This window comes from Luteimonas granuli (assembly GCF_007795095.1).
Taxonomy (GTDB): Bacteria; Pseudomonadota; Gammaproteobacteria; order Xanthomonadales; family Xanthomonadaceae; genus Luteimonas; species Luteimonas granuli.
The window spans coordinates 1,317,305-1,337,540 of record NZ_CP042218.1; the positions used below are offsets into that span (position 1 = coordinate 1,317,305).

17 protein-coding genes and 1 pseudogene are annotated in these 20,236 nt (G+C 70.6%); 12 read left to right on the plus strand and 6 right to left on the minus strand.

The window, feature by feature from the left end; translation table 11 throughout:
* The first annotated feature begins 52 nt into the window (after nt 1-52).
* Both msrB and FPZ22_RS14010 read left to right on the plus strand, forming a co-directional pair.
* The gene (gene msrB / locus FPZ22_RS13600; RefSeq protein ID WP_168199021.1) at nt 53-520 is read left to right on the plus strand and encodes a peptide-methionine (R)-S-oxide reductase MsrB; all 468 of its coding nucleotides are present in this window, start codon (nt 53-55) and stop codon (nt 518-520) included.
* A 30-nt stretch (nt 521-550) separates the two neighbouring features.
* A pseudogene (locus tag FPZ22_RS14010) lies at nt 551-839 on the plus strand (DUF3297 family protein).
* 82 nt (nt 840-921) lie between these two features.
* On the opposite strand, the gene FPZ22_RS06040 reads toward FPZ22_RS14010, so the two are convergent.
* Nucleotides 922-1,368, minus strand: a complete 447-nt coding sequence (locus FPZ22_RS06040) for a PepSY domain-containing protein (protein ID WP_144891324.1) — start codon at nt 1,366-1,368, stop codon at nt 922-924.
* A gap of 164 nt (nt 1,369-1,532) precedes the next feature.
* Here FPZ22_RS06040 and FPZ22_RS06045 point away from each other — a divergent pair, with 164 nt between their 5' ends.
* From FPZ22_RS06045 to scpC, 3 genes are all read left to right on the plus strand, one after another.
* The gene (locus tag FPZ22_RS06045; RefSeq protein WP_144891325.1) at nt 1,533-1,886 is read left to right on the plus strand and encodes a BON domain-containing protein; all 354 of its coding nucleotides are present in this window, start codon (nt 1,533-1,535) and stop codon (nt 1,884-1,886) included.
* A 584-nt stretch (nt 1,887-2,470) separates the two neighbouring features.
* Nucleotides 2,471-3,244, plus strand: a complete 774-nt coding sequence (locus FPZ22_RS06050; RefSeq protein ID WP_144891327.1) for a hypothetical protein — start codon at nt 2,471-2,473, stop codon at nt 3,242-3,244.
* 102 nt (nt 3,245-3,346) lie between these two features.
* The gene (gene scpC / locus FPZ22_RS06055; RefSeq protein WP_144891328.1) at nt 3,347-4,870 is read left to right on the plus strand and encodes a succinyl-CoA:acetate CoA-transferase ScpC; all 1,524 of its coding nucleotides are present in this window, start codon (nt 3,347-3,349) and stop codon (nt 4,868-4,870) included.
* A 13-nt stretch (nt 4,871-4,883) separates the two neighbouring features.
* Here the strand turns inward: scpC and FPZ22_RS06060 are convergent, their stop codons facing one another.
* From FPZ22_RS06060 to aceE, 3 genes are all read right to left on the minus strand, one after another.
* A complete protein-coding gene (locus FPZ22_RS06060) occupies nt 4,884-5,369 on the minus strand; it encodes a hypothetical protein (RefSeq protein ID WP_210412713.1) in 486 nt (161 codons plus the stop codon).
* A complete protein-coding gene (locus FPZ22_RS06065; RefSeq protein WP_144891332.1) occupies nt 5,366-6,010 on the minus strand; it encodes a DUF5671 domain-containing protein in 645 nt (214 codons plus the stop codon). The genes FPZ22_RS06060 and FPZ22_RS06065 overlap by 4 nt, the downstream gene beginning before the upstream one ends.
* Before the next feature lie 70 nt (nt 6,011-6,080).
* On the minus strand, nt 6,081-8,774 hold the full coding sequence (aceE, locus tag FPZ22_RS06070) for a pyruvate dehydrogenase (acetyl-transferring), homodimeric type (protein WP_144891334.1): 2,694 nt from the start codon (nt 8,772-8,774) through the stop codon (nt 6,081-6,083).
* Nucleotides 8,775-8,945: 171 nt separating this feature from the next.
* On the opposite strand from aceE, the gene FPZ22_RS06075 reads away from it, so the two are divergent.
* From FPZ22_RS06075 to FPZ22_RS06085, 3 genes are read left to right on the plus strand one after another with little or no spacing between them, the layout of a single operon-like run.
* The gene (locus tag FPZ22_RS06075; RefSeq protein ID WP_144891336.1) at nt 8,946-10,745 is read left to right on the plus strand and encodes an ATP-binding protein; all 1,800 of its coding nucleotides are present in this window, start codon (nt 8,946-8,948) and stop codon (nt 10,743-10,745) included.
* Complete coding sequence (locus FPZ22_RS06080; protein ID WP_144891338.1) at nt 10,742-11,182, plus strand: response regulator; 441 nt, start codon at nt 10,742-10,744, stop codon at nt 11,180-11,182. The genes FPZ22_RS06075 and FPZ22_RS06080 overlap by 4 nt, the downstream gene beginning before the upstream one ends.
* 3 nt (nt 11,183-11,185) lie before the next feature.
* Nucleotides 11,186-11,566: a response regulator gene (locus FPZ22_RS06085; protein WP_144891340.1), complete on the plus strand. Its 381-nt coding sequence runs from the start codon at nt 11,186-11,188 to the stop codon at nt 11,564-11,566.
* A gap of 57 nt (nt 11,567-11,623) precedes the next feature.
* On the opposite strand, the gene FPZ22_RS06090 is transcribed toward FPZ22_RS06085, so the two are convergent.
* Nucleotides 11,624-13,963 carry an NADP-dependent malic enzyme gene (locus FPZ22_RS06090; protein WP_144891341.1) on the minus strand — a complete coding sequence of 780 codons (2,340 nt, stop codon included), beginning with the start codon at nt 13,961-13,963 and terminating at the stop codon, nt 11,624-11,626.
* Nucleotides 13,964-14,136: 173 nt separating this feature from the next.
* Between FPZ22_RS06090 and dgcN the strand changes: the two genes are divergently transcribed.
* The 4 genes from dgcN to gltS are packed head-to-tail and all read left to right on the plus strand — an operon-like array spanning nt 14,137 to nt 19,044.
* On the plus strand, nt 14,137-15,180 hold the full coding sequence (gene dgcN / locus FPZ22_RS06095) for an N-acetyltransferase DgcN (RefSeq protein ID WP_144891342.1): 1,044 nt from the start codon (nt 14,137-14,139) through the stop codon (nt 15,178-15,180).
* A complete protein-coding gene (gene dgcA / locus FPZ22_RS06100; RefSeq protein ID WP_210412714.1) occupies nt 15,174-16,184 on the plus strand; it encodes an N-acetyl-D-Glu racemase DgcA in 1,011 nt (336 codons plus the stop codon). The genes dgcN and dgcA overlap by 7 nt, the downstream gene beginning before the upstream one ends.
* On the plus strand, nt 16,181-17,800 hold the full coding sequence (locus tag FPZ22_RS06105) for an N-acyl-D-amino-acid deacylase family protein (RefSeq protein ID WP_144891346.1): 1,620 nt from the start codon (nt 16,181-16,183) through the stop codon (nt 17,798-17,800). The genes dgcA and FPZ22_RS06105 overlap by 4 nt, the downstream gene beginning before the upstream one ends.
* A 47-nt stretch (nt 17,801-17,847) precedes the next feature.
* A complete protein-coding gene (gene gltS / locus FPZ22_RS06110) occupies nt 17,848-19,044 on the plus strand; it encodes a sodium/glutamate symporter (RefSeq protein ID WP_144891348.1) in 1,197 nt (398 codons plus the stop codon).
* Between the two features lie 34 nt (nt 19,045-19,078).
* Here gltS and alr read toward each other — a convergent pair whose 3' ends face one another.
* Nucleotides 19,079-20,224 (minus strand): alanine racemase, encoded by a 1,146-nt coding sequence (gene alr, locus FPZ22_RS06115; protein ID WP_144891350.1) that lies wholly within the window; start codon nt 20,222-20,224, stop codon nt 19,079-19,081.
* Nucleotides 20,225-20,236: the final 12 nt, after the last annotated feature.

The following is a 20,236-nucleotide window of genomic DNA, read 5'->3' on the forward strand; positions in this document are numbered from 1 at the left end:
CGCGGCGACCCGGGGCGATAATGGGCGCGACTTCCCGCAGCAGGAGCCGCACATGGCCGCCTTCGACCTGTCCCCGCCCGACGACGCGCAGCGCCGCGCGCTGATCGAAGCGCTCGCCGATGACGCCCGCCGCGTACTGCTCGCGCACGGCACGGAGGCACCGTTCTGCGGCGCCTTCCTCGACAACAAACGGGACGGCGTCTACACCTGCGGCCTCTGCGGCCTGCCGCTGTTCCGCTCCAGTGCCAAGTTCGATTCGGGCACCGGCTGGCCGAGCTTCACCACCCCCTTCGACCCCGCACACATCCGCTACGTGCGCGACCTCGGCCACGGCATGGTCCGCGTGGAAGAGGTCTGCGCCCGCTGCGGCAGCCACCTCGGCCACGTGTTCCCCGACGGCCCGCCGCCCACCGGAGAACGCCATTGCCTGAATTCAGTGGCCCTGGGGTTCACCGCCGCGGGCGAGCCGCTGCCCGACCTGCTCGGCCGGGGTGCGCCGGAAGGCCGGCCCGCGGCCTAGCTGCAGCGCGCGCCGCCGCCACGTATCCTCCTGCGCCGCGCCTGTCCGGCGCGACGCCCACAGCAATGGAACCGAGATGAGCCAGACTCCCCCGACCGCCTCAGCAACGACCCGCGCAGCCCGCACTACGACGAGGCCGTCATGGCCCGCGGCGTGGGCATCCGCTTCCAACGGCGCGGAGCGCACCAACGTCGAGGAATACTGCGTGAGCGAAGGCTGGATCCGGGTCGCGGTCGGACGCGCGCTCGATCGCCGCGGCAATCCCATGACCATGAAGATGAACGGCAGGGTCGAACCCTACTTCCGCGACATCGCCTGAGTCGGACGTCCGCGTCGCGCGGAAGCGCGCCGCCCCCTGGACGCCGCGGGCGCGCTCCATGCGCCCGCCGGCGGCGACCCGCTCAGCGATCCTTGCCGACCACGCGCCCGGTATCGGGATCCAGGGTCAGCCCGACCTTGCGTCCACCGGGGTCCTCGGCTTCCGCGGTCCACATGCCGTCCTCGAACTCCACGTCGTGCACCTTGGTATAGCCCTCGGCGGCGAGCCTTGCGCGGACGTCGGCCTCGCTCAGCTCCGCGACCGCGTCTTCCGGCCAGGCCTTGCCGGTGGCGGGATCGACGCGCAGCTCCACGCGCTGGCCGTCGGCGCTGCGCGCATCGGCCTTCCAGACACCGTCCTCGAACTCGAGGTCGTTGATCTTCGTATAGCCCTGTGCTTCGAGCGCGGCACGGATCTGCGGTGAGGTCATGGCGTCGTAGGTACCGGGGGGAGCCTGCGCGACGGCGTTCCCCGCGACGCAGAGCGCGAACGACAGGCCGAGTGCGAGGGTGCCCGCATGTTGTCTCATGGGATGCTCCTTGGGTCCTGTGGGGGTTCGCGACAGTGTTCGCGGCGCCACGCGAAACGGCGATGAAGAGGCCGGACGTTCATCGTCCGTTGCACCCGATCACGCGACGTGGATACCGCCCTGCCGAGAATCGCAGCCTCCCCCGCAGAAGAGAGCGACTCCCAATGAACAACCGCTTCCAGCACACCGGCCTCGCCGCGGCCGCCCTGGCCCTGTTCATCACCGGCGGCAACGTCATGGCGAACGACCAGGATCCGCCGACCGAGCGCATGGACCAGCACGATTCCGAGCAGCCCGTCGGCGACACCTGGATCACCACCAAGGTCAAGAGCAGCCTGCTCGCGGACGAGGATGTCGCCGGCCTGAAGATCCACGTCGAGACCGTCAACGGCGTGGTGACCCTGAAGGGCGACGTCGCCAGCGAGGCGCAGATCGAGAAAGCCCGCCGCATCGCGAGCGACATCGAAGGGGTGGTCGACGTCGACACCCGGGGGCTGATGGTCAAGCCGACCAAGTGACGCACGCGACCGCAGCCGAGGGCTGTGACCACGGAAGGACAGCAAGACACCGGCCCCGCGCCGGTGTCTTTTTTGGTTCATCTCCCAACTCCGGGGAACGCTGCCCGGATCTTGAGTAGGCGTTGTCGCGCTTCTAGCGCACCGCCGCGCCTTGAAGTCGCCTCGTTGAGGTCCGCGCAGCCCGTCCCGCGCACAGGGGGTGTGCTCCCCCGGCCGTCTCCGCGTCCTGCTCCCATCGGCCGGCCGCCGGCCATCCATGGCCGGCTGTCCGCACACCCCCTGTGCACGGGACGGGCTCCGGCGTTCTGCGGCTTCGGGAGGGAAGGTCAGGAGCGGCGGAGCCGGGCTGCTCCCGGTCATGACGATCTCCGTTTCGACGTCGACGTCGCTCTTGGAAAATCTTCCAGACCGCGACCAAAGGTCGTGCCCGCCGCGGACTTCACCGGAGCGCCCCCTCGATCGGGAGAAGAACCTTTCTTTTTTCCTTCCATGCAGTTGTTAGCGCTGCCTGCGCGCACCGTGCACGTCCTCGCAACTTCGAGCAGGCAATAGTCGGCCTCCCCCGACAAGCCAGGAACACGCACATGAACAGCAGGGACACCACCCCGGACGCCAATCGCGATCCCATCAGCGGCGCCCCGGGCTCGCATCCGGTCGGCGTGGCCGCCGGAGGCACCGCGGGCGCACTCGCGGGTGCGGCGTTGGGCAGCCTGTTCGGACCGATCGGCACCCTGGTCGGCGGCGGCATGGGCGCGGTGGGCGGCGCGATCGGTGGCAAGGCGCTCGCGGAACGCGTCGACCCCACCGCCGAAGTCGAATACTGGCGCCAGGACGCCACCCGCCGCGACTACTACCAGCGCGACCGCGATTTCGACCGCGACTACGCTCCCGCCTACCGCATGGGCACCGAGTACCGGAACGAGGCCGGCAGCCGCGACTGGAACGAGATCGAACCGCAGCTCCGGCAGCGCTGGGAGAGCGGCCGCGGCGACTCCGGTCTCGACTGGGAGGCCGCCCGCCCCGCGGTGCAGGACGCGTACGCACGCACCGACCGGACCTACAACGCCTACGAGGACACCGATCGGCACTTCTCGCAGACCTACGACAAGGCTGACTACTACAGCGACGGCTACAGCTACGACGATTACCGGGCGGCCTATCGCTACGGCACCCGGGAGCGCAGCGCCCGCCCCGATGCGTCCTGGTCGCCGGCCACCGAATCCGAGCTCGAACGCGGCTGGGAGCGGGCCAAGGGTGAATCGCGCCTCGGCTGGCAGGATGCCAGGGCCGCAGTGCGGGACGCCTGGCATCGCGTCGAGGAACGCCTGCCGGGCGATGCGGACCGGGATGGCCGCTGAGTCCCGAGCACCCCCTTCTGCAACGATGCATCCTCCTTTCGCGCCGCGGTGGCGCGGGTCGGCCGATAAAATGGACGTCCGACCCGTCCAGGAGCATCCGTCGTGCAAGAGCGCATCCGTCATCCCCTGTTCCGGGACCGCGTGGTCTCGGCGGACGAGGCGGCGAAGGCGATCCGCCCGGGCATGACGGTGGCGATGAGCGGCTTCACCGGCGCCGGCTACCCCAAGGCCGTGCCGCAGGCGCTGGCCGCTCGCGTGGAACAGGCGAATGCCGCCGGCGAGCGCTTCCGCATCAAGGTCCTGACCGGCGCCTCCACGGCGCCCGAGCTCGACGGCGCACTGGCCAAGGTCGAGGGCATGGAGCTGCGCCTCCCCTACCAGTCCGATCCCGCCGTGCGCGAGCGGATCAACGCGGGCACGCTGGATTACATCGACATCCACCTCAGCCACGTCGCCCAGCACACCTGGTTCGGCTTCTTCGGCAAGATCGACATCGCGGTGGTCGAAGTGGCCGGGATCCGCGATGACGGCAGCCTCGTTCCCTCGTCCTCGGTGGGCAACAACAAGACCTGGCTGGAGCAGGCCGACAAGGTGATCCTCGAGGTCAACCGCTGGCAGCCCGAGGCGCTGGACGGCATGCACGACATCTACTACGGCACCGCGCTGCCGCCCAACCGCAGGCCGATCCCGCTGGTCCAGCCCGACGACCGCATCGGCGAGCCCTCGCTGCGCGTGGACCCGGACAAGGTCATCGCCGTGGTCGAGACCGACGCGCCGGACCGCAATTCGGCCTTCAGCCCGCCGGACGAGGCTTCGAAGCGGATCGCCGGCCATCTGCTCGATTTCCTGGCGCACGAGGTGAAGCGCGGACGCCTGACCGACACCCTGCTGCCCCTGCAGTCGGGCGTGGGCAACATCGCCAACGCCGTGCTCGCTGGCCTGGCCGACGGCGGCTACCGCGGCCTGACCGCGTACACCGAAGTGATCCAGGACGGGATGCTGAAGCTCATCCGGGATGGCGTGCTGCGCATGGCCTCGGCGACCTCGTTCTCGCTCAGCCCCGACGGCATCGCCGAGTTCAACGCCAACGTCGACTTCTACAGCAAGCGCATCCTGCTTCGACCGCAGGAGATCTCGAACCATCCCGAGGTCATCCGCCGCCTGGGCTGCATCGCCATGAACGGCATGATCGAGGCCGACATCTACGGCAACGTCAACTCGACGCACATCGCCGGCAGCCGGATCATGAACGGCATCGGCGGCTCCGGCGACTTCGCGCGCAACGGCTACCTGTCGGTGTTCATGTCGCCCAGCACGGCCAAGGGCGGCAAGGTCTCCTCCATCGTGCCCATGGTCAGCCACGTCGACCACACCGAACACGACACCATGGTGCTGGTGACCGACCAGGGCCTGGCCGACCTGCGCGGACTCTCGCCCACGCAGCGCGCGAAGCAGGTGGTCGCCCACTGCGCGCACCCCGACTTCCGGCCGCTGCTGCAGGACTACTTCGACCGCGCTTGCCGCGACGGCTACGGACGACACACGCCGCACCTGCTGGGCGAGGCGCTGTCGTGGCACCAGCGGATGATCGAGACCGGCGACATGCGCCCCGCGGGCGGAGGCTGAGCCCGCACCAGGGCTACGGCGCCTCGGGCTCCTCCGACCCTTCCAGCCCCTCCGGCTCCGCCATCCGCGCGTCGCTGCGTCCCGGGGCGCGGAGGTCGAAACAGTGGCGGCCCGCCGCGTGGCTCCATTCGTCGCTTTCCCAGCGCTGCGCCCGCCGCTGCGCGCTGTCGGTGGCGAACACCGCGCACAGGCGGTAGGCGCGCTCCGCGAGCGACTCGTATCCGTAGGGCGTGCCCGAGGCCGGATCGGATGGCAACTCCAGGCCCGGCCGCGCCAGCGCCGCAAGGTCGACCGGCAGCACGCCCGTGCGCTCGAAGTGGGCATCGACCAGCCGCTCGATGCGGCGCAGGTCCTCCAGCCGCCGCGCGTCGAGCCGCTCTTCGCGCTGCGCCGAGGGTGGGCCCATCACGGCGATCGAGGCCAGCAGGGTCGCCACCACCACGACCGCCGCTGCGACCAGCACCCGGCGCCCCGCGGACCCCCCGCTCACGCCGCTCACGCCTCGCGCTCCTCGCGCCGCAGGTCGTGCAGGTACCAGCCGAAGATGGTGCCGGCGATCACCGCCACCACCAGGACCTTCAGCAGGAAGCGGATCGAGAGCTCGCCGCCCAGCAGGCTGTGGACCAGGGCGATCATGTCGCCGATCAGCACCGTGGCCGCGATGAACAGCGTGAGGTACGTCAGCCAGCGGCGCACCGCGGACAGGCGCTTGGCCGGGCTGCGGGCGAGTTCCAGCGACAGGTGGCGGGAGAGGAACACGAACACCGGGAACGCGATCACCACTGACGCGACCGACCAGCGCATCGCCGGACCGAGCCGGGCGACCGCGTACGCGGAATCGGCCGGATCCGGGAAGGCGCGCTCGATCAGGTTGAACAGCAGGCTGCCGATGTGCCAGGCGCTGAGATAGAGCGTCGCGAACAACAGCAGGTAGAAGAAGGCCTCGCGCGCCGACAGGTATGGGCGCGGACGCGGCACCGGAAGCGGGAAGACGACATCCGCGTACGCGTCGAGCGCGCTCCGCACCTGCGCCTCTTCCCATCCGGCCGCCGCCAGCACGGCGGCGACCTCCGGCTTCGACGCGCCCTTCGCGAGCGCCTCCCGGACGAACAGTTCGAGCTCCTGCGTTGCCGCCGCCATTCCGTGCCCCCCGGGTGCTGGATTCCGATCGGAATCTAGCAGGCCCCGGGGCCCGGCAGCAGCCCCGCGGTCACGCCAGCAGCGGGTTCGGGCGGTCGGTGTCGATCCTGTAGAGCTTCAGCGCGCGCGCCGCGTCCTTCGCGGTCATGCCGCCGTCCTTCGCCAGCGCGTCGATCGCCGCGTGGGCGATGTGGAAGCGGTCGACCTCGAAGTGGCGGCGCAGGTTGGCGCGGGTGTCCGAGCGGCCGAAGCCGTCGGTGCCCAGCACCGTGTAGTGCATCGGCACGAAGGCACGGATCTGGTCGGGGAACGCGCGCACGTAGTCGGTCGCGGCGATCGCCGGGCCCTGGCGGCCTTCGAGCAGCTGCGTGACATAGGCCTTGCGCGGCGTCTTCGCCTCGGGGTTGTGCCGGTTCCAGCGCTCCACGTCGAAGCCGTCGCGGCGCAGCTCGGTGAAGCTGGGGCAGGACCAGATGTCGGCGGTCACGCCGAAGTCCTTGTCCAGCAGCTCCGCCGCCGCGATCACCTCGCGCAGGATCGTGCCCGAGCCCATCAGCTGCACGCGCAGCTCGCCCTTCTTCGGCTTGCCGGCATCCTTCAGCAGGTACATGCCGCGGATCACGCCCTCGGCCGCGCCCTCGGGCAGCGCCGGGTGGGCGTAGTTCTCGTTCATCAGCGTCAGGTACCAGTATTCGTCCTGCTGCTGGTCGAGCATGCGCTCCATGCCGTGCTGCACGATCACCGCCACCTCGGCGGCGAAGGTCGGGTCGTAGGCGCGGCAGTTGGGAATGGCGCCGGCCAGCAGGTGGCTGTGGCCGTCCTCGTGCTGCAGGCCCTCGCCGTTGAGCGTGGTGCGGCCGGCGGTGGCGCCGAGCAGGAAGCCGCGCGCGCGCATGTCGGCCGCCTGCCAGGCGGCATCGCCGATGCGCTGGAAGCCGAACATCGAGTAGTAGATGTAGAAGGGCAGCATCGGCAGGTCGTTGGTGCTGTAGCTGGTCGCCGACGCCAGCCACGAGGCGAACGCGCCAGCCTCGGAGATGCCTTCCTGCAGCACCTGGCCGGCCTCGTCCTCGCGGTAGTACATCAGCTGGTCGCGGTCGACCGGTTTGTATTTCTGGCCGTGGGGCGCGTAGATGCCGATCTGGCGGAACAGGCCTTCCATGCCGAAGGTGCGCGCCTCGTCGCAGACGATCGGCACCACGCGCGGGCCGACCTGCTTGTCGCGCAGGATGAGGCCCAGCGACTGCACGAAGGCCATGGTGGTGCTGATCTCGCGCTCGCCGGTGTCCTTCATCAGGCGCTCGAACACCTCGAGCTTCGGCGCGGCGAGCGTCTGCGTGCTCTTGCGGCGGCGCTGCGGCAGGAAGCCGCCGAGCGCGGCGCGGCGCTCCTTCATGTACTCCACTTCCTCGGACTTCTCGCCGGGGTGGTAGAACGGCACCGCGCCATCCTTGAGCTGCTCGTCGTCGAGCGGGATCCGGAAGCGGTCGCGGAACGCGCGCACGGCCTCGTCGTCGAGCTTCTTGGTCTGGTGGGTGGGGTTGAGCGCCTCGCCCGCCGAGCCCATGCCGTAGCCCTTGACCGTCTTGGCCAGGATCACGGTCGGCTGGCCCTTGGTCTCGACGGCGTTCATGTAGGCGGCGTAGACCTTGTGCGGGTCGTGGCCGCCGCGGTTGAGGCGCCAGATGTCCTCGTCGGAGAGGCTGGCCACCATCGCCGCGGTCTCCGGATACTTGCCGAAGAAGTTGTCGCGCGTGTACTTGCCGCCGAAGGCCTTGCAGTTCTGGTACTCGCCGTCGACGGTCTCCATCATCAGCTTGCGCAGCATGCCGTCGTGGTCGCGCGCCAGCAGCGGATCCCAGTAGCTGCCCCAGATGGTCTTGACCACGTTCCAGCCGGCGCCGCGGAAATTGCCTTCCAGCTCCTGGATGATCTTGCCGTTGCCGCGCACCGGGCCGTCCAGGCGCTGCAGGTTGCAGTTGATGACGAAGACCAGGTTGTCCAGGCCCTCGCGGCCGGCGATCGAGATCGCGCCCAGGCTCTCGGGCTCGTCGGTCTCGCCGTCGCCGAGGAAGCACCAGACCTTGCGGTCGGTCTTCGGCATCAGGCCGCGGGCCTCGAGGTACTTCCAGTTGCGCGCCTGGTAGATGGCGGCGATCGGGCCCAGGCCCATCGACACCGTGGCCGTCTGCCAGTAGTCGGGCATCAGCCAGGGATGCGGATAGGAGGAAATGCCGCGACCGTCGACCTCCATGCGCAGGTGGTCGATCTGCGACTCGGTCAGGCGGCCTTCGAGGAAGGAACGCGCGTAGATGCCCGGCGACGAATGACCCTGGACGTAGAGCAGGTCGCCGGGATGGTCTTCCGACGGCGCGCGCCAGAAATGGTTGAAGCCGACGTCATACAGCGTGGCGCCGGAGGCGAAGCTGGCGATGTGGCCGCCGAGGTCGCCGGGCTTGCGGTTGGCCCGCACCACCATCGCCATCGCGTTCCAGCGGATCATGGAGCGGATGCGCCACTCCATGGCCTGGTCGCCGGGAATCCGGGCCTCCATGTGCGGCGGAATGGTGTTGACGTACTCGGTGGTGGGCGCGAACGGCAGGTGGCCGCCCGCGCGGCGGGTCAGTTCGACCATGCCCTCCAGCAGCTGGTGCGCGCGCTCCGTGCCGTCGGCGTCGATGACCGCCTTCAGCGACTCCAGCCACTCCCTGGACTCGGTCGGATCCGGATCGTTGTCGAGGACGTCGTTCAGCCAGCTGTTCATGCTTTCTCCGCAACGGCGCAGCGGCCGTGTCAGTCGTGGTTCGGGGACTCCCGATTCTACCAGCGCCGGTCGGCCGGCGGCGGCGGCGGCGTTGCCCCGAGGCCGCGCTTCCCGCATGATCCTGCGGCCGGCTGCGGCCGGCTCGCCGCCTCAGGGGATCCCGCCAGGCCGATGTCTTCCGCCCCGCTCCAGTTCGACCCGCGCTGGCGGGTGCCGCTGCTGCTGGCGGCGCTGCTGGCGATCGTCGTCGGCCCGTTCCTGCTGACGCGCGCCGCGGAAGAGCGGATCCGCGAGGCGCAGGCCAGGGCCGCGCACATGCTGGAAATCGAGGCCACGGCGCAGGCGCTCAACGCCGCGGTGCGCAACATCGAAGCCGCCACGCTGGAGCGCGCGCTCGGCGCACGGGCGTCGGTCCTGGAGGAGCGCCTGGACCACAGCCTCACCATCGTGGTGCCGGCGCTGGACCGGCTCGAAGAGCTCACCCGCGACTCGCCGGAGCAGCAGGTGCGGGTCGGGGCCCTGCGCCAGAGCATCAGCCAGCGCCTGGACCAGATCGGGCGACTGCAGGCCAGCGACGGCAGCATCGACGGCGACGAACTGCAGCGCCTCGCCGAACAGTTCCCGGTGCAGGCGCCGACCGCGGAAATGACGGGGGCCGAGCGCGCGCACCTGGACGAGCGCGCCGCGGAAGCGGAACGTGCGCGGCGCCAGGCGGACTGGCTGTCGGCCGGCACCCTGATCGCGCAGATCCTGCTGCTGCTGGGAGTGGCGGCGGTGGCCACCCGCGCCGCCGACCACCGCACCCGCGCCGAGGTCGCCTCGCAGCGCGCCAACCGGCGCTCGACGGCGGTGCTGGACACGGTGCGCGAACCCATCGTGCTGATCGACGACAGGCTGCGCATCGTGATGCACAACGCCGCCTTCTCCGAACTGTTCGGCATCGAGGGCGATGCCCGCGGCCGCAGCCTGGCCGAAGTCGGCGACGGGGCCTGGGACGACGAGGAAACGCTGCGCCGACTGCGCGACGTCGGCGGTCGCGGGCGCGAACTGTGGGACTACGAACTGCAGCAGCGGACGGCCGACGGCCTCGAGCGCGTGATGCTGGTCAACGCGCGCCTGATGGACCTGCCCGACAGCGACGAGCATGCCGTGCTGGTGACCGCCAGCGACATCAGCCTGCAGAAGGCCAGCGAAGCGCACATCCGCGAGCTCAATCGCCAGCTCGAGGGCAAGGTCGACCAAGTGTCCGACGTCAACCGCGAACTCGAGGCGTTCAGTTATTCGGTCTCGCACGACCTGCGCGCGCCGCTGCGCCACATCGCCGGCTTCGCCGGGAAGCTGCGCCGCCACCTGGGCGACGGCCTCGACGAGAAGGGCATCCACTACCTGGACGTGATCGGCGATTCCGCCCGGCACATGTCGGCGCTGATCGACGACCTGCTGGTCTACTCGCGGCTGGGTCGCAGCGCCCTGCGGTTGCAGGCGGTGGACATGCAGTCGCTGGTCGAGGAAACGCGCGCCATGCTCGACGCCAACGTCGCCGGCGACGCCCCCGGCCACCATGTGGAGTGGCGCATCCGGCCGATGCCGGTCCTGGTGGGCGACGAGAACATGCTGCGCCAGCTCTGGAGCAACCTGCTCGGCAACGCGGTCAAGTACAGCATGAACAGGGAGCCCGCCGTGGTCACCGTGACCCATCGCCGGGACGACGAGGGCGCCCACGTGTTCACCGTCGCCGACAACGGGGCCGGCTTCGACATGACCTATGCGGACAAGCTGTTCGGCGTCTTCCAGCGGCTGCATTCGCCCAGCGAGTTCTCGGGCACCGGCATCGGCCTGGCCAGCGTCAAACGCGTGGTCACACGGCACAATGGGCGCGTCTGGGCCGAGTCCGAGCCTGGAAAGGGCGCCGCCTTCCACTTCACCCTTCCAGCCAACCTCGACCTGGGCCAACGGAGCCAGACCCCATGACCGCCATCCGCACCATCCTGCTCGCCGAGGACAGCCCGCACGATGCGGAGATGGCCATCGATGCGCTGCGCGACGCCCACCTCGCCAACCCCATCGTCCATGTCGAGGACGGCGTCGAGGCCCTGGACTACCTGTTCCGCCGCGGCCGCTTCGCCGACCGCCCCGAGGGCGAGCCGGCCGTGCTGCTGCTGGACATCAAGATGCCGCGCATGGATGGCCTGGAAGTGCTCACCCGGCTGCGCCAGCACGACGACTTCAAGCGCCTGCCCGTGGTGATCCTGTCCTCATCCCGCGAGGAGAACGACCTGGCGCGAAGCTGGGACCTGGGCGTGAACGCCTACGTCGTGAAGCCGGTGGACGTCGACCAGTTCTTCGAGGCGGTGCGCACGCTCGGCAAGTTCTGGGCGGTGCTCAACGAAGGCCCCGTCGAGGGTTGAGCCATGGCGATCAGGGTGCTGATCGTCGATGATTCACACGATGACGCGGAGCTCGCCGAGTTCGCGCTGCGCGACGCCGGGCTGCCGGTGGAGTGCCGCAGGCTGCGTCATGCGGACGACCTCGACGCGGCGCTCGCCGGTTGGGAGCCGCAGCTGGTCCTCTGCGACCTGAACCTGCCCGGCTGGTCCGGGGCCGAGGCCATGTCGGCGGTCCGTCAGCGTGCGCCCGCGGCGCGCTACGTGCTGCTCACCGGCGCACTGCGCGGCGACGAGGCCGACTGCGGCGCCGACGCCGTGGTGCTGAAGGACGAGATGGCGCGAGTGGTGGAACTGGCGCGTCCGCTGGTGCCGGACCCGGGCCGCAGCGGACGCGGGCACGGCTGAGCCGGCAAGGGGCGATGCAGCCCGCCGCGGAACCGCGCACGCGCACGCATCAGCGCGTCATTGCTGCCCGCCCTCGGCGGCTTCGCCATGGGCGGGTCCCCGCCGCGTCGCGCGAAGCTGCGCCTCCACCGCCGTGATCGCGGTCATGTTGACCACGCGACGGGGCGTGGCCCCGGCGGTCAGGACATGCGCGGGATGGTCCACGCCCATCAGGATCGGACCCAGGGCCACGCCGTCGGTCATCACCCGTACCAGGTTGTAGGCGATGTTGGCGGCGTCGATGTTGGGCAGCACGAACATGTTGGCGCGGCCGGTCAGCGTGGTGTTCGGACACATGCGCTCGCGCAGCACCGAGTCCCAGGCGGTGTCGCCCTGCATCTCGCCGTCCATGTCCAGGCGCGGCGCGCGCTTCACCAGGATCTCGCGCACCCTGCGCATCTTCGCCGCGCTGGGATTGTCGTGGCTGCCGAAATTGGAATGCGAGAGCAGCGCCACCCGCGGCTCGATGCCGAACAGCCGCAGCCGGTAGGCGCCCTGCAGGGTGGCCTCGGCGATCTGCTCGGCGGTGGGCTCGATCTGGACGTGGGTGTCGAGGAAGAACCACACGCCGCGGTCGTTGATCACGCCGGTCATGGCCGAAGTCCCGGCCACGCCCCGGTCGAGGCCGAACACCGTGCGCAGATAACCAAGCTTCTTGTGGTAGCGGCCCACCAGGCCGCAGATCATGCCGTCGGCCTCTCCGCGCTGGACCATCAGCGCAGCGATCAGGGTCGGCCGCGAGCGCATCAGGTTCTTGGCCGCGTCCGGGGTCACGCCACGGCGCTCGGTGAGCGCATGGTACTGCCGCCAGTAGTCGTTGAAACGCGGATCGTCGTGGATGTTGGTGAGGTCGAAGTCGCGGCCTTCCTGCAGCCGCAGGCCGAGGCGCTCGATACGGTGGGCGATGACTTCGGGACGCCCGATCAGGATCGGGCGCGCCAGCTGCTCGTCGGCCACCGACTGCACCGCGCGCAGCACGGTCTCCTCTTCGCCCTCGGCGTAGACGATGCGCTTCACGTCGGCGCGCGCGCGCTCGTAGACCGGCTTCATCACCAGGCCGGTGCGGTGGATGAACTGGGCGAGCCGCTCGCGGTAGGCGTCGACGTCGATCGGGCGCCGCGCCACGCCCGAGTCCATCGCGGCCTGCGCCACCGCCGGCGCGACGATCATCAGCAGGCGCGGGTCGAAGGGCCGGGGAATGAAGTAGTCGGGACCGAAGGAGAGCACGTCGCCGCCATAGGCCGCGCCGAGATCGGAGGATTCGCGCTTGGCCAGGTCGGCGATGGCATGCACGCAGGCGAGCTTCATCGACTCGTTGATCTCGGTCGCGCCGACGTCGAGCGCGCCGCGGAAGATGTACGGGAAGCAGACGACGTTGTTGACCTGGTTCGGGTAGTCCGAGCGGCCGGTGGCGATGAGGCTGTCCGGGCGCACGGCGCGCGCCTCGTCGGGCAGGATCTCGGGCGTCGGGTTGGCCAGCGCCAGGATCACCGGGCGTGCGGCCATGGTCTCCACCATCTCCGGTTTGAGTACGCCGCCGGCGGACAGGCCGAGGAAGACGTCGGCGCCCGCGACGATCTCGGCAAGCGTGCGCTTGCCGGTGTCGCGGGCGTAGCGCGCGCGGTCGGGGTCGAGCCCGGCGCGGCCCGTGTACAGCACGCCGTCGCGGTCGACCGAGAGGATGTTCTCCGGCTTCGCGCCCAGCGCCACCAGCATGTCGAGGCAGGCGATACCGGCGGCGCCGGCGCCCGAGTGCGCGATCTTCACGTCCGCGATGCGCTTGCCGGCCACTTCGAGCGCGTTGAGGACCGCCGCGCCCACGGTGATCGCGGTGCCGTGCTGGTCGTCGTGGAAGACCGGGATCTTCATCCGCTCGCGCAGCTTACGCTCGACGATGAAGCATTCCGGCGCCTTGATGTCCTCGAGATTGATGCCGCCGAAGGTCGGCTCCAGCGACGCGATGATCTCGACCAGCCTGTCGGGATCGCGCTCGTCGACCTCGATGTCGAAGACGTCGATGCCGGCGAACTTCTGGAACAGCACGCCCTTGCCCTCCATCACCGGCTTGCCCGCCAGCGGGCCGATATCGCCCAGGCCCAGCACGGCGGTGCCGTTGGAGATCACCGCCACCAGGTTGCCGCGCGCGGTCAGCGTGCTGGCCTCGTCGGGGTCGGCGACGATCGCCTCGCAGGCGTAGGCCACGCCGGGGGAGTAGGCCAGCGCCAGCTCGCGCTGGGTCACCAGGGCCTTGGTGGCCGAAACCTTGATCTTTCCGTGCGGCGCCGCGCGGTGGTAGTCGAGCGCCGCCTGCTTGAATTCTTCGGTGTTCGAGGGGCTGGCGGGCGGCTGTTCGGTCATGGCGTGGCTGCGGTCCGGGCGGGCCCTCCATTCTAGCCCCCCGGCAGACGCCGCCCCCGCTGCCATAACCCGGGGTTATGCGCGGGGGGCATCTTTTCAATGGCGGGGTGCGGGCCCAGGACAGAAGATGGAATCCCCCCAGCCCATCCGGGCCGCACAGGACGCCCCAGACCATGTCCACCGCTTCCCCCTCCTCCAGCGACCCTTCGCATTGGCCGCCACCCTTCCTGCTGTACCTGGGCAACGCGGCGGACGACCTCGCCGCCAAGACCGCGCGCGGGCTGGTGCAGTTCCGGCCCGAATGGTGCGTGGGCCAGTTCCGCGGGCCGGACTGCAGGACCAGCGTGCACATTCCCGACATGGGCTTCGCCGAGGCCCGCGCCGCCGGCGCCAACACCATGATCGTGGGTGTAGCCAACGCCGGCGGGCGCATGGGCCCGGACTCGATCGCGGACATCGTCGCCGCGCTGGACGCCGGCATGAACGTCGCTTCGGGCCTGCACGAGCGGCTGGTCTCGCATCCGGCGATCGTCGAGGCCGCGCAGCGCAACGGCCGACACCTGTTCGACGCCCGCACACCACCGCCCACCCCGGTCGGAAACGGCATCAAGCGCGCCGGACGCCGGCTGCTGACCGTCGGCACCGACTGCTCGACCGGAAAGATGTACACCACTCTCGCGATCGAGACCGAGATGCGCGCGCGAGGGCTGGCCGCGGACTTCCGCGCCACCGGCCAGACCGGCATCTTCGTGGCCGGGCGCGGGATCCCGATCGACGCGGTCGTCGCCGACTTCATTTCCGGTGGCATCGAATGGCTGTCGCCCGACCGCCATGACGGCGGCTGGGACCTGATCGAGGGCCAGGGATCGCTGTTCCATCCTTCGTACGCCGGCGTCTCTCTCGGCCTGCTGCATGGCGCCCAGCCCGACGCGCTGGTGCTCTGCCACGAACCCGGCCGCCCGCACATGCGCGGTCTCCGGCATTACCCGCTGCCGGATCTCGCCGCCACGCTCGAAGCCAACCTCGAGGCCGCGCGCCTGACCAGTCCCGGGGTGGTCGCGGTCGGCCTGGCGCTCAATACCTCGAAGCTGGACGCCGACGGCGCCGCGCGCGCCTGCCGCGAGGCCGAGGATCTGCTCGGCCTGCCGGCGCAGGATCCGATGCGCGACGGCGTGGCGCGCATCGTCGACCGGCTGCTGGACGCCGTGCCGTGCTGAGCCTGGCCCACGCCAGCCATCCGCTGGCCACGCCGTTCCGCATCTCCCGCGGCGTCCGCACCTCGGCCGAGGCGGTAGTGGCGACGATCAGCCGCGGTGGCCTCACCGGCCGCGGCGAAGCCATGCCCTACCCCCGCTACGGCGAGAGCGTGGGCTCGGTGATCAAGGAGGCTTCGCTGCTTTCGGCGGCGATCGCCGGCGGGCTGGACCGCCGCGGACTGGGCGAGCTGCTGTCCCCGGGCGCGGCGCGCAACGCGATCGACTGCGCGCTCTGGGACCTGGTGTCGCAGAACATCGGTCTTCCGGTATCCGCGCTGCTGGGCCATTCCGGCGCGCTGCCGGCGCTGGCCAGTGCGCAGACCGTCAGCCTCGACGCGCCCGAGCGGATGGCCGCGGCGGCGCGCTCGCTCGCCCACCTCGACCTGGTGAAGATCAAGGTCGACGCCGTGGACCCGGCGTCGCAGATCCGCGCCGTGCGCGACGTCCTGCCCGATGCGCGCCTCATCGTCGATCCCAACGAAAGCTGGACGCTGGACCTGCTGCAGTCGCTGCAGCCGGTACTCGCGGAAGCGCGCATCGACCTGGTCGAGCAGCCGCTGCCGGCCGGCGAGGACGACGCACTGCTCGGCTTCACTTCGGTGGCGCGCCTGTGCGCCGACGAGTCATGCCACACCGCCGCCGACCTGCCGCGACTGCGCGGACGCTACCAGGTGGTCAACATCAAGCTCGACAAGACCGGCGGCCTCACCGGGGCGCTGGAGCTGCTGGACGAGGCGCGCGCGCAGGGCTTCGGGATCATGGTCGGCTGCATGATCAGTTCCTCGCTGGCCATCGCACCCGCGTGGCACGTCGCGCGCCACGCCGAATTCGTCGACCTCGACGGCCCGCTGTGGCTGAAGGACGACCATGCCGGGGGCGCGGTCATGCGCGACGGCCTGTTGCAGCCGCCGGCTCCGGAACTGTGGGGCGGTGGCACGCGCGCGAAGGTCGCGCACAGCGCATGAGGCTCGGGGCACTGGCGGCCTGCCTGCCCGGCCTGCTGCTGCTCGCCGGCTGCGCCGGCCCCTTGCCGGAACAGGCGCCGACGGCCGAAGCCGACACGCTGATCCACGATGGGCTGCTGTTCGACGGTGGCGCGGGCGAGGGCCGGATCGCCGACATCGCGATCCGCGGCGACCGCATCCTCGAGGTCGGCCCCGGTCTTCGGAAGCGCTATCGCGCCGCGCGCGAGATCGACGCCGCCGGACTGGTGGTGTCGCCGGGCTTCATCGACCCGCACACGCACCCCGACACCTACCTGCGTTCGCCGGACCCGGCGATGCGGCGCCTCCTGCCCTGGCTGCACCAGGGCGTGAGCACGATCTTCATCGGCATCGACGGCGGCGGCACGCCCGACATCGCCGCCGAGCGCGCCACGCTCGAGGCCGCGGGCACCGGCACCAACGTCGCCGCCCACGTCGGCCTGGGCCCGGTGCGCCGGCGCGTGCTGGGCGATGACGCGCGCGCGCCCGACGCGGCCGAACTGGCGCGCATGCGCGGCCTGGTCGCGAACGCGATGTGCGAGGGCGCCTTCGGCCTGTCCACGGGCCTGTTCTATACACCGCAAAGTTTCGCTTCGACCGACGAAGTGGTCGCGCTCGCGCGCGAGGCGGCGATCCGCGGCGGCGTCTACGACACCCACCAGCGCGACGAGTCGAGCTATTCGCTGGGGCTGATGGGGTCGATCGAAGAGGTCCTGGAGATCGGCCGGCGCGCCGGGCTTCCGGTGCACATCGGCCACATCAAGGCCCTGGGGGCGGACGTCCACGGCAGTGCCGGCGCGGTGATCGCGCGCATCGAACGCGCACAGGCCGAAGGGCAGCGCGTGACCGCCGACCAGTACCCCTGGCTGGCGTCCTCCACCGGCCTCGGTGCCGCACTGCTGCCGGACTGGGCCATGGACGGTGGCCGCCCCGCGCTGTTCGAACGGCTCGACGATCCCGCGACCGCCGCGCGCATCCGCGACGGCATCCGCGACAACCTCCAGCGCCGCGGCGGTGCCGACGCGATCCTGATGACCGGCACCGGCTGGCCGTGGAGCGCACGCACGCTGCAGCGCTTCGCCGACGAGGCCGGCCTCGACCCGGTCGAGGCCGCGTTGCGCATCATCCGCGAGGGCGGCACGGGGCGCATCGGTTCGGCGCAGCGGATCGCGTCGTTCAACATGCACCGCGACGACGTCGAGCTGTTCATGCGCCAGCCCTGGGTGCTGACCGCGTCGGACGGCGGCGACGGCCACCCGCGCCAGCACGCCACCTTCCCCGAGAAGTACGCGCGCTTCGTGGCCGCCGAGGGCGTGATCGACATGGCCGCCTTCATCCACCGGTCCAGCGGCCTGACCGCGACCACCTTCGGCATCCGGGATCGCGGTTTCCTGCGTGCCGGACAGTTCGCCGACGTCCTGGTGTTCGATCCCGCGGCCTATGCGCCCAGGGCCGACTACGTGCGGCCCGCCGTGCTGTCGGAGGGCGTCGTGCACCTGTTCGTCAATGGCGTGCCGATGATCGACGGGGGTCTAGCGGCACATGCCCTTCCCGGCCGGGTGCTGCAGCATCGTCCGCCTCCGGGCACCTGCCCCTGAGCGCCACCCGCCGTGTGCGGGCGGCGTGACACCGAGAAGGAACGCCCATGCTGCAACTCGACGCCGTCCAGACCCTCGCCCTCGCGGGCATCGCCCTGTTCCTGGGGTACGCGCTGTGCCGCGCGATCCCCGTGCTCGAGCGCTACAACCTGCCGCCGCCTGTGATCGGCGGGCTGGTGTTCGCGATCGCGGCCTGGGTCGCGTACGACCGCGGCACCACGCTCTTCGTGCTCGACACGGGCCTGCAGAGCCCGCTGATGATCGCGTTCTTCACCACCATCGGCGTCAACGCCAGCCTGCGCCTGCTGAAGATCAGCGGCAAGCAGGTGCTGGTGTTCCTGGCCCTGGCCACGGCCTTCGCGGTCGCGCAGAACCTGCTCGGCATGGCGGTGGCGGTCGGCTTCGACCTGCATCCGCTGTTCGGCGTGCTGGCCGGGTCCACGACGCTCACCGGTGGACCGGCGACGGGGCTGGCGTTCGCGCCCCTGTTCGAGGCCGCCGGCGTGGAGGGCGCCGAGTCGATCGCGGTGGCCGCGGCGATGTCGGGCATCGTGCTCGGCGGGCTGATCGGCGGGCCGGTGATCACGGTCCTGATCCGCCGCTTCGGGCTGGTGTCCTCCCGGCCGCTGGACCACACGGCGCCCGACGGCATCGACACCACGCCCCTGCCCCAGACCGAGGCCCAGCGCGAGTACGGCGCGCTGAAGAGCATCGTGGTGATCCTGGTGGCCATGTGGCTGGGCAGTTGGGTCAGCGATCTGATCTCGGCCACCGGCATCACCCTGCCCGCCTACGTCGGCGCGATGCTGGTCGGCGCGGTGATCCGAAACATCGACGACGCCACCGGCTGGATCCGCATGTCGGTGCCGACCACCGACCTGATCGGCAACGTCTGCCTCGCGCTGTTCCTGTCGGTGGCGCTGATGAACCTCAAGCTGTGGGAACTGGCCGGCCTGGCGCTGCCGCTGCTGGTCAACCTCGGCCTGCAGGTGGCGATGGTGGCGGCGTTCTGCCTGGTGGTGTTCCGCGCCATGGGCCGCGACTACGACGCGGCGGTGATGGGCGGCGGCTTCATCGGCTTCATGCTCGGCACCACCGCGAACGCGATGGCGGTGATGCGCACCCTGGTCGAGCGCTATGGCGCGGCGCCCCGCGCGTTCCTGGTCGCGCCCCTGGTGGGCGCCTTCTTCATCGACTTCACCAACGCGCTGATCATCACCGGCTTCATCAACTTCTGGAGCTGAGCGCGGGCGAGCGCACCCCGGGGGGCGCGCACGCTCAGGGTCGCCGGAACTTCGGATTGAGGCTGCCCCAGACGGAGTACTGGTCGGCGAGGATCACTCCGGTGACCGCTTCGATCTCGGCCTGGGTGATCTCGTCCTCCCCCTGCCTGCCGAACAGCACGACCGCGTCGCCCGGCTCGACGCCGGGGATGGCGGTCACGTCCACCATCGTGGTGTTCATGGTGACGCGGCCCAGCACCGGCGCGCGCTGCCCGCGCACCAGCACCGATCCCCTGTTCGAGTAGGCGCGCCGATAGCCGTCCGAATAGCCCACGGGCAGGTTGGCGAGCAGCGAATCGCGCTCGAGGGTGAAGGTGCGGTCGTAGCTCACGGTGCTGCCCGCGGAGTAGGCCTGGACCGAGGCCACGCGCGTCCGGAACGAGGCCACGTGGACGAAGGGCGGCTTGGGCGTGCCGCCATAGCCGTACAGCGCGCCTCCGGGGCGAACCATGTCCAGATGCGATTCGGGGACGTGCTGGACGGCGAAGGAGTTTGCGGCGTGCAACAGCACGCGCTCGCGACGCAGCGCGGTGTTGGCGAACAGCCACGCGGCCTCCCGCTTGAATGTCTCCACGCCTTGGCGCAGGTCCGGGGGCTCCTCTCCCGGAAAGTGCGTCATCAGGCCGACGATCTGGAGGCCTTCGGTCGCCACCATCTCCAAGGCCTCGTGGCGTCCCTGCGCGCTGCCGAGCTCCAGCCCGTTGCGGCTCATGCCCGCCGAGTTCAGGGCCATGTGGACCCGCGCGGGCCGCCGGCCATGCCTGCGGGCGATCCCGGCGATGGTCCGCGCCGCATCCAGGCCTCCCACCAGTTCCTCGACGTCATGGGGCAGCGCCCCTTCGACCTCGGCGGACGTGGCCGCGCGCACCCGCATCAGCCGGCCACGGAATCCGCAGGACCGTGCCATCCGCGCTTCCTCGGTGCTGGCAATGCCGACGTACGGGATGCCGGCCCGGATGATGCTGGGCATCACCAGCTCGATGCCGGCGCCATACGCATCGGCCTTCATCACCGCGCACGTCCGCGCCCCGCCGGTCGACATGGCCTGGATCAAGCGCAGATTGTGCTCGAAGGCGGCCGGATCGACCTCGATCCAGGCGTTGGCCGCGAGCGCCCGCCGTCTGTCCTGCGCGCCCAGCAGCGGCGCGGCCCA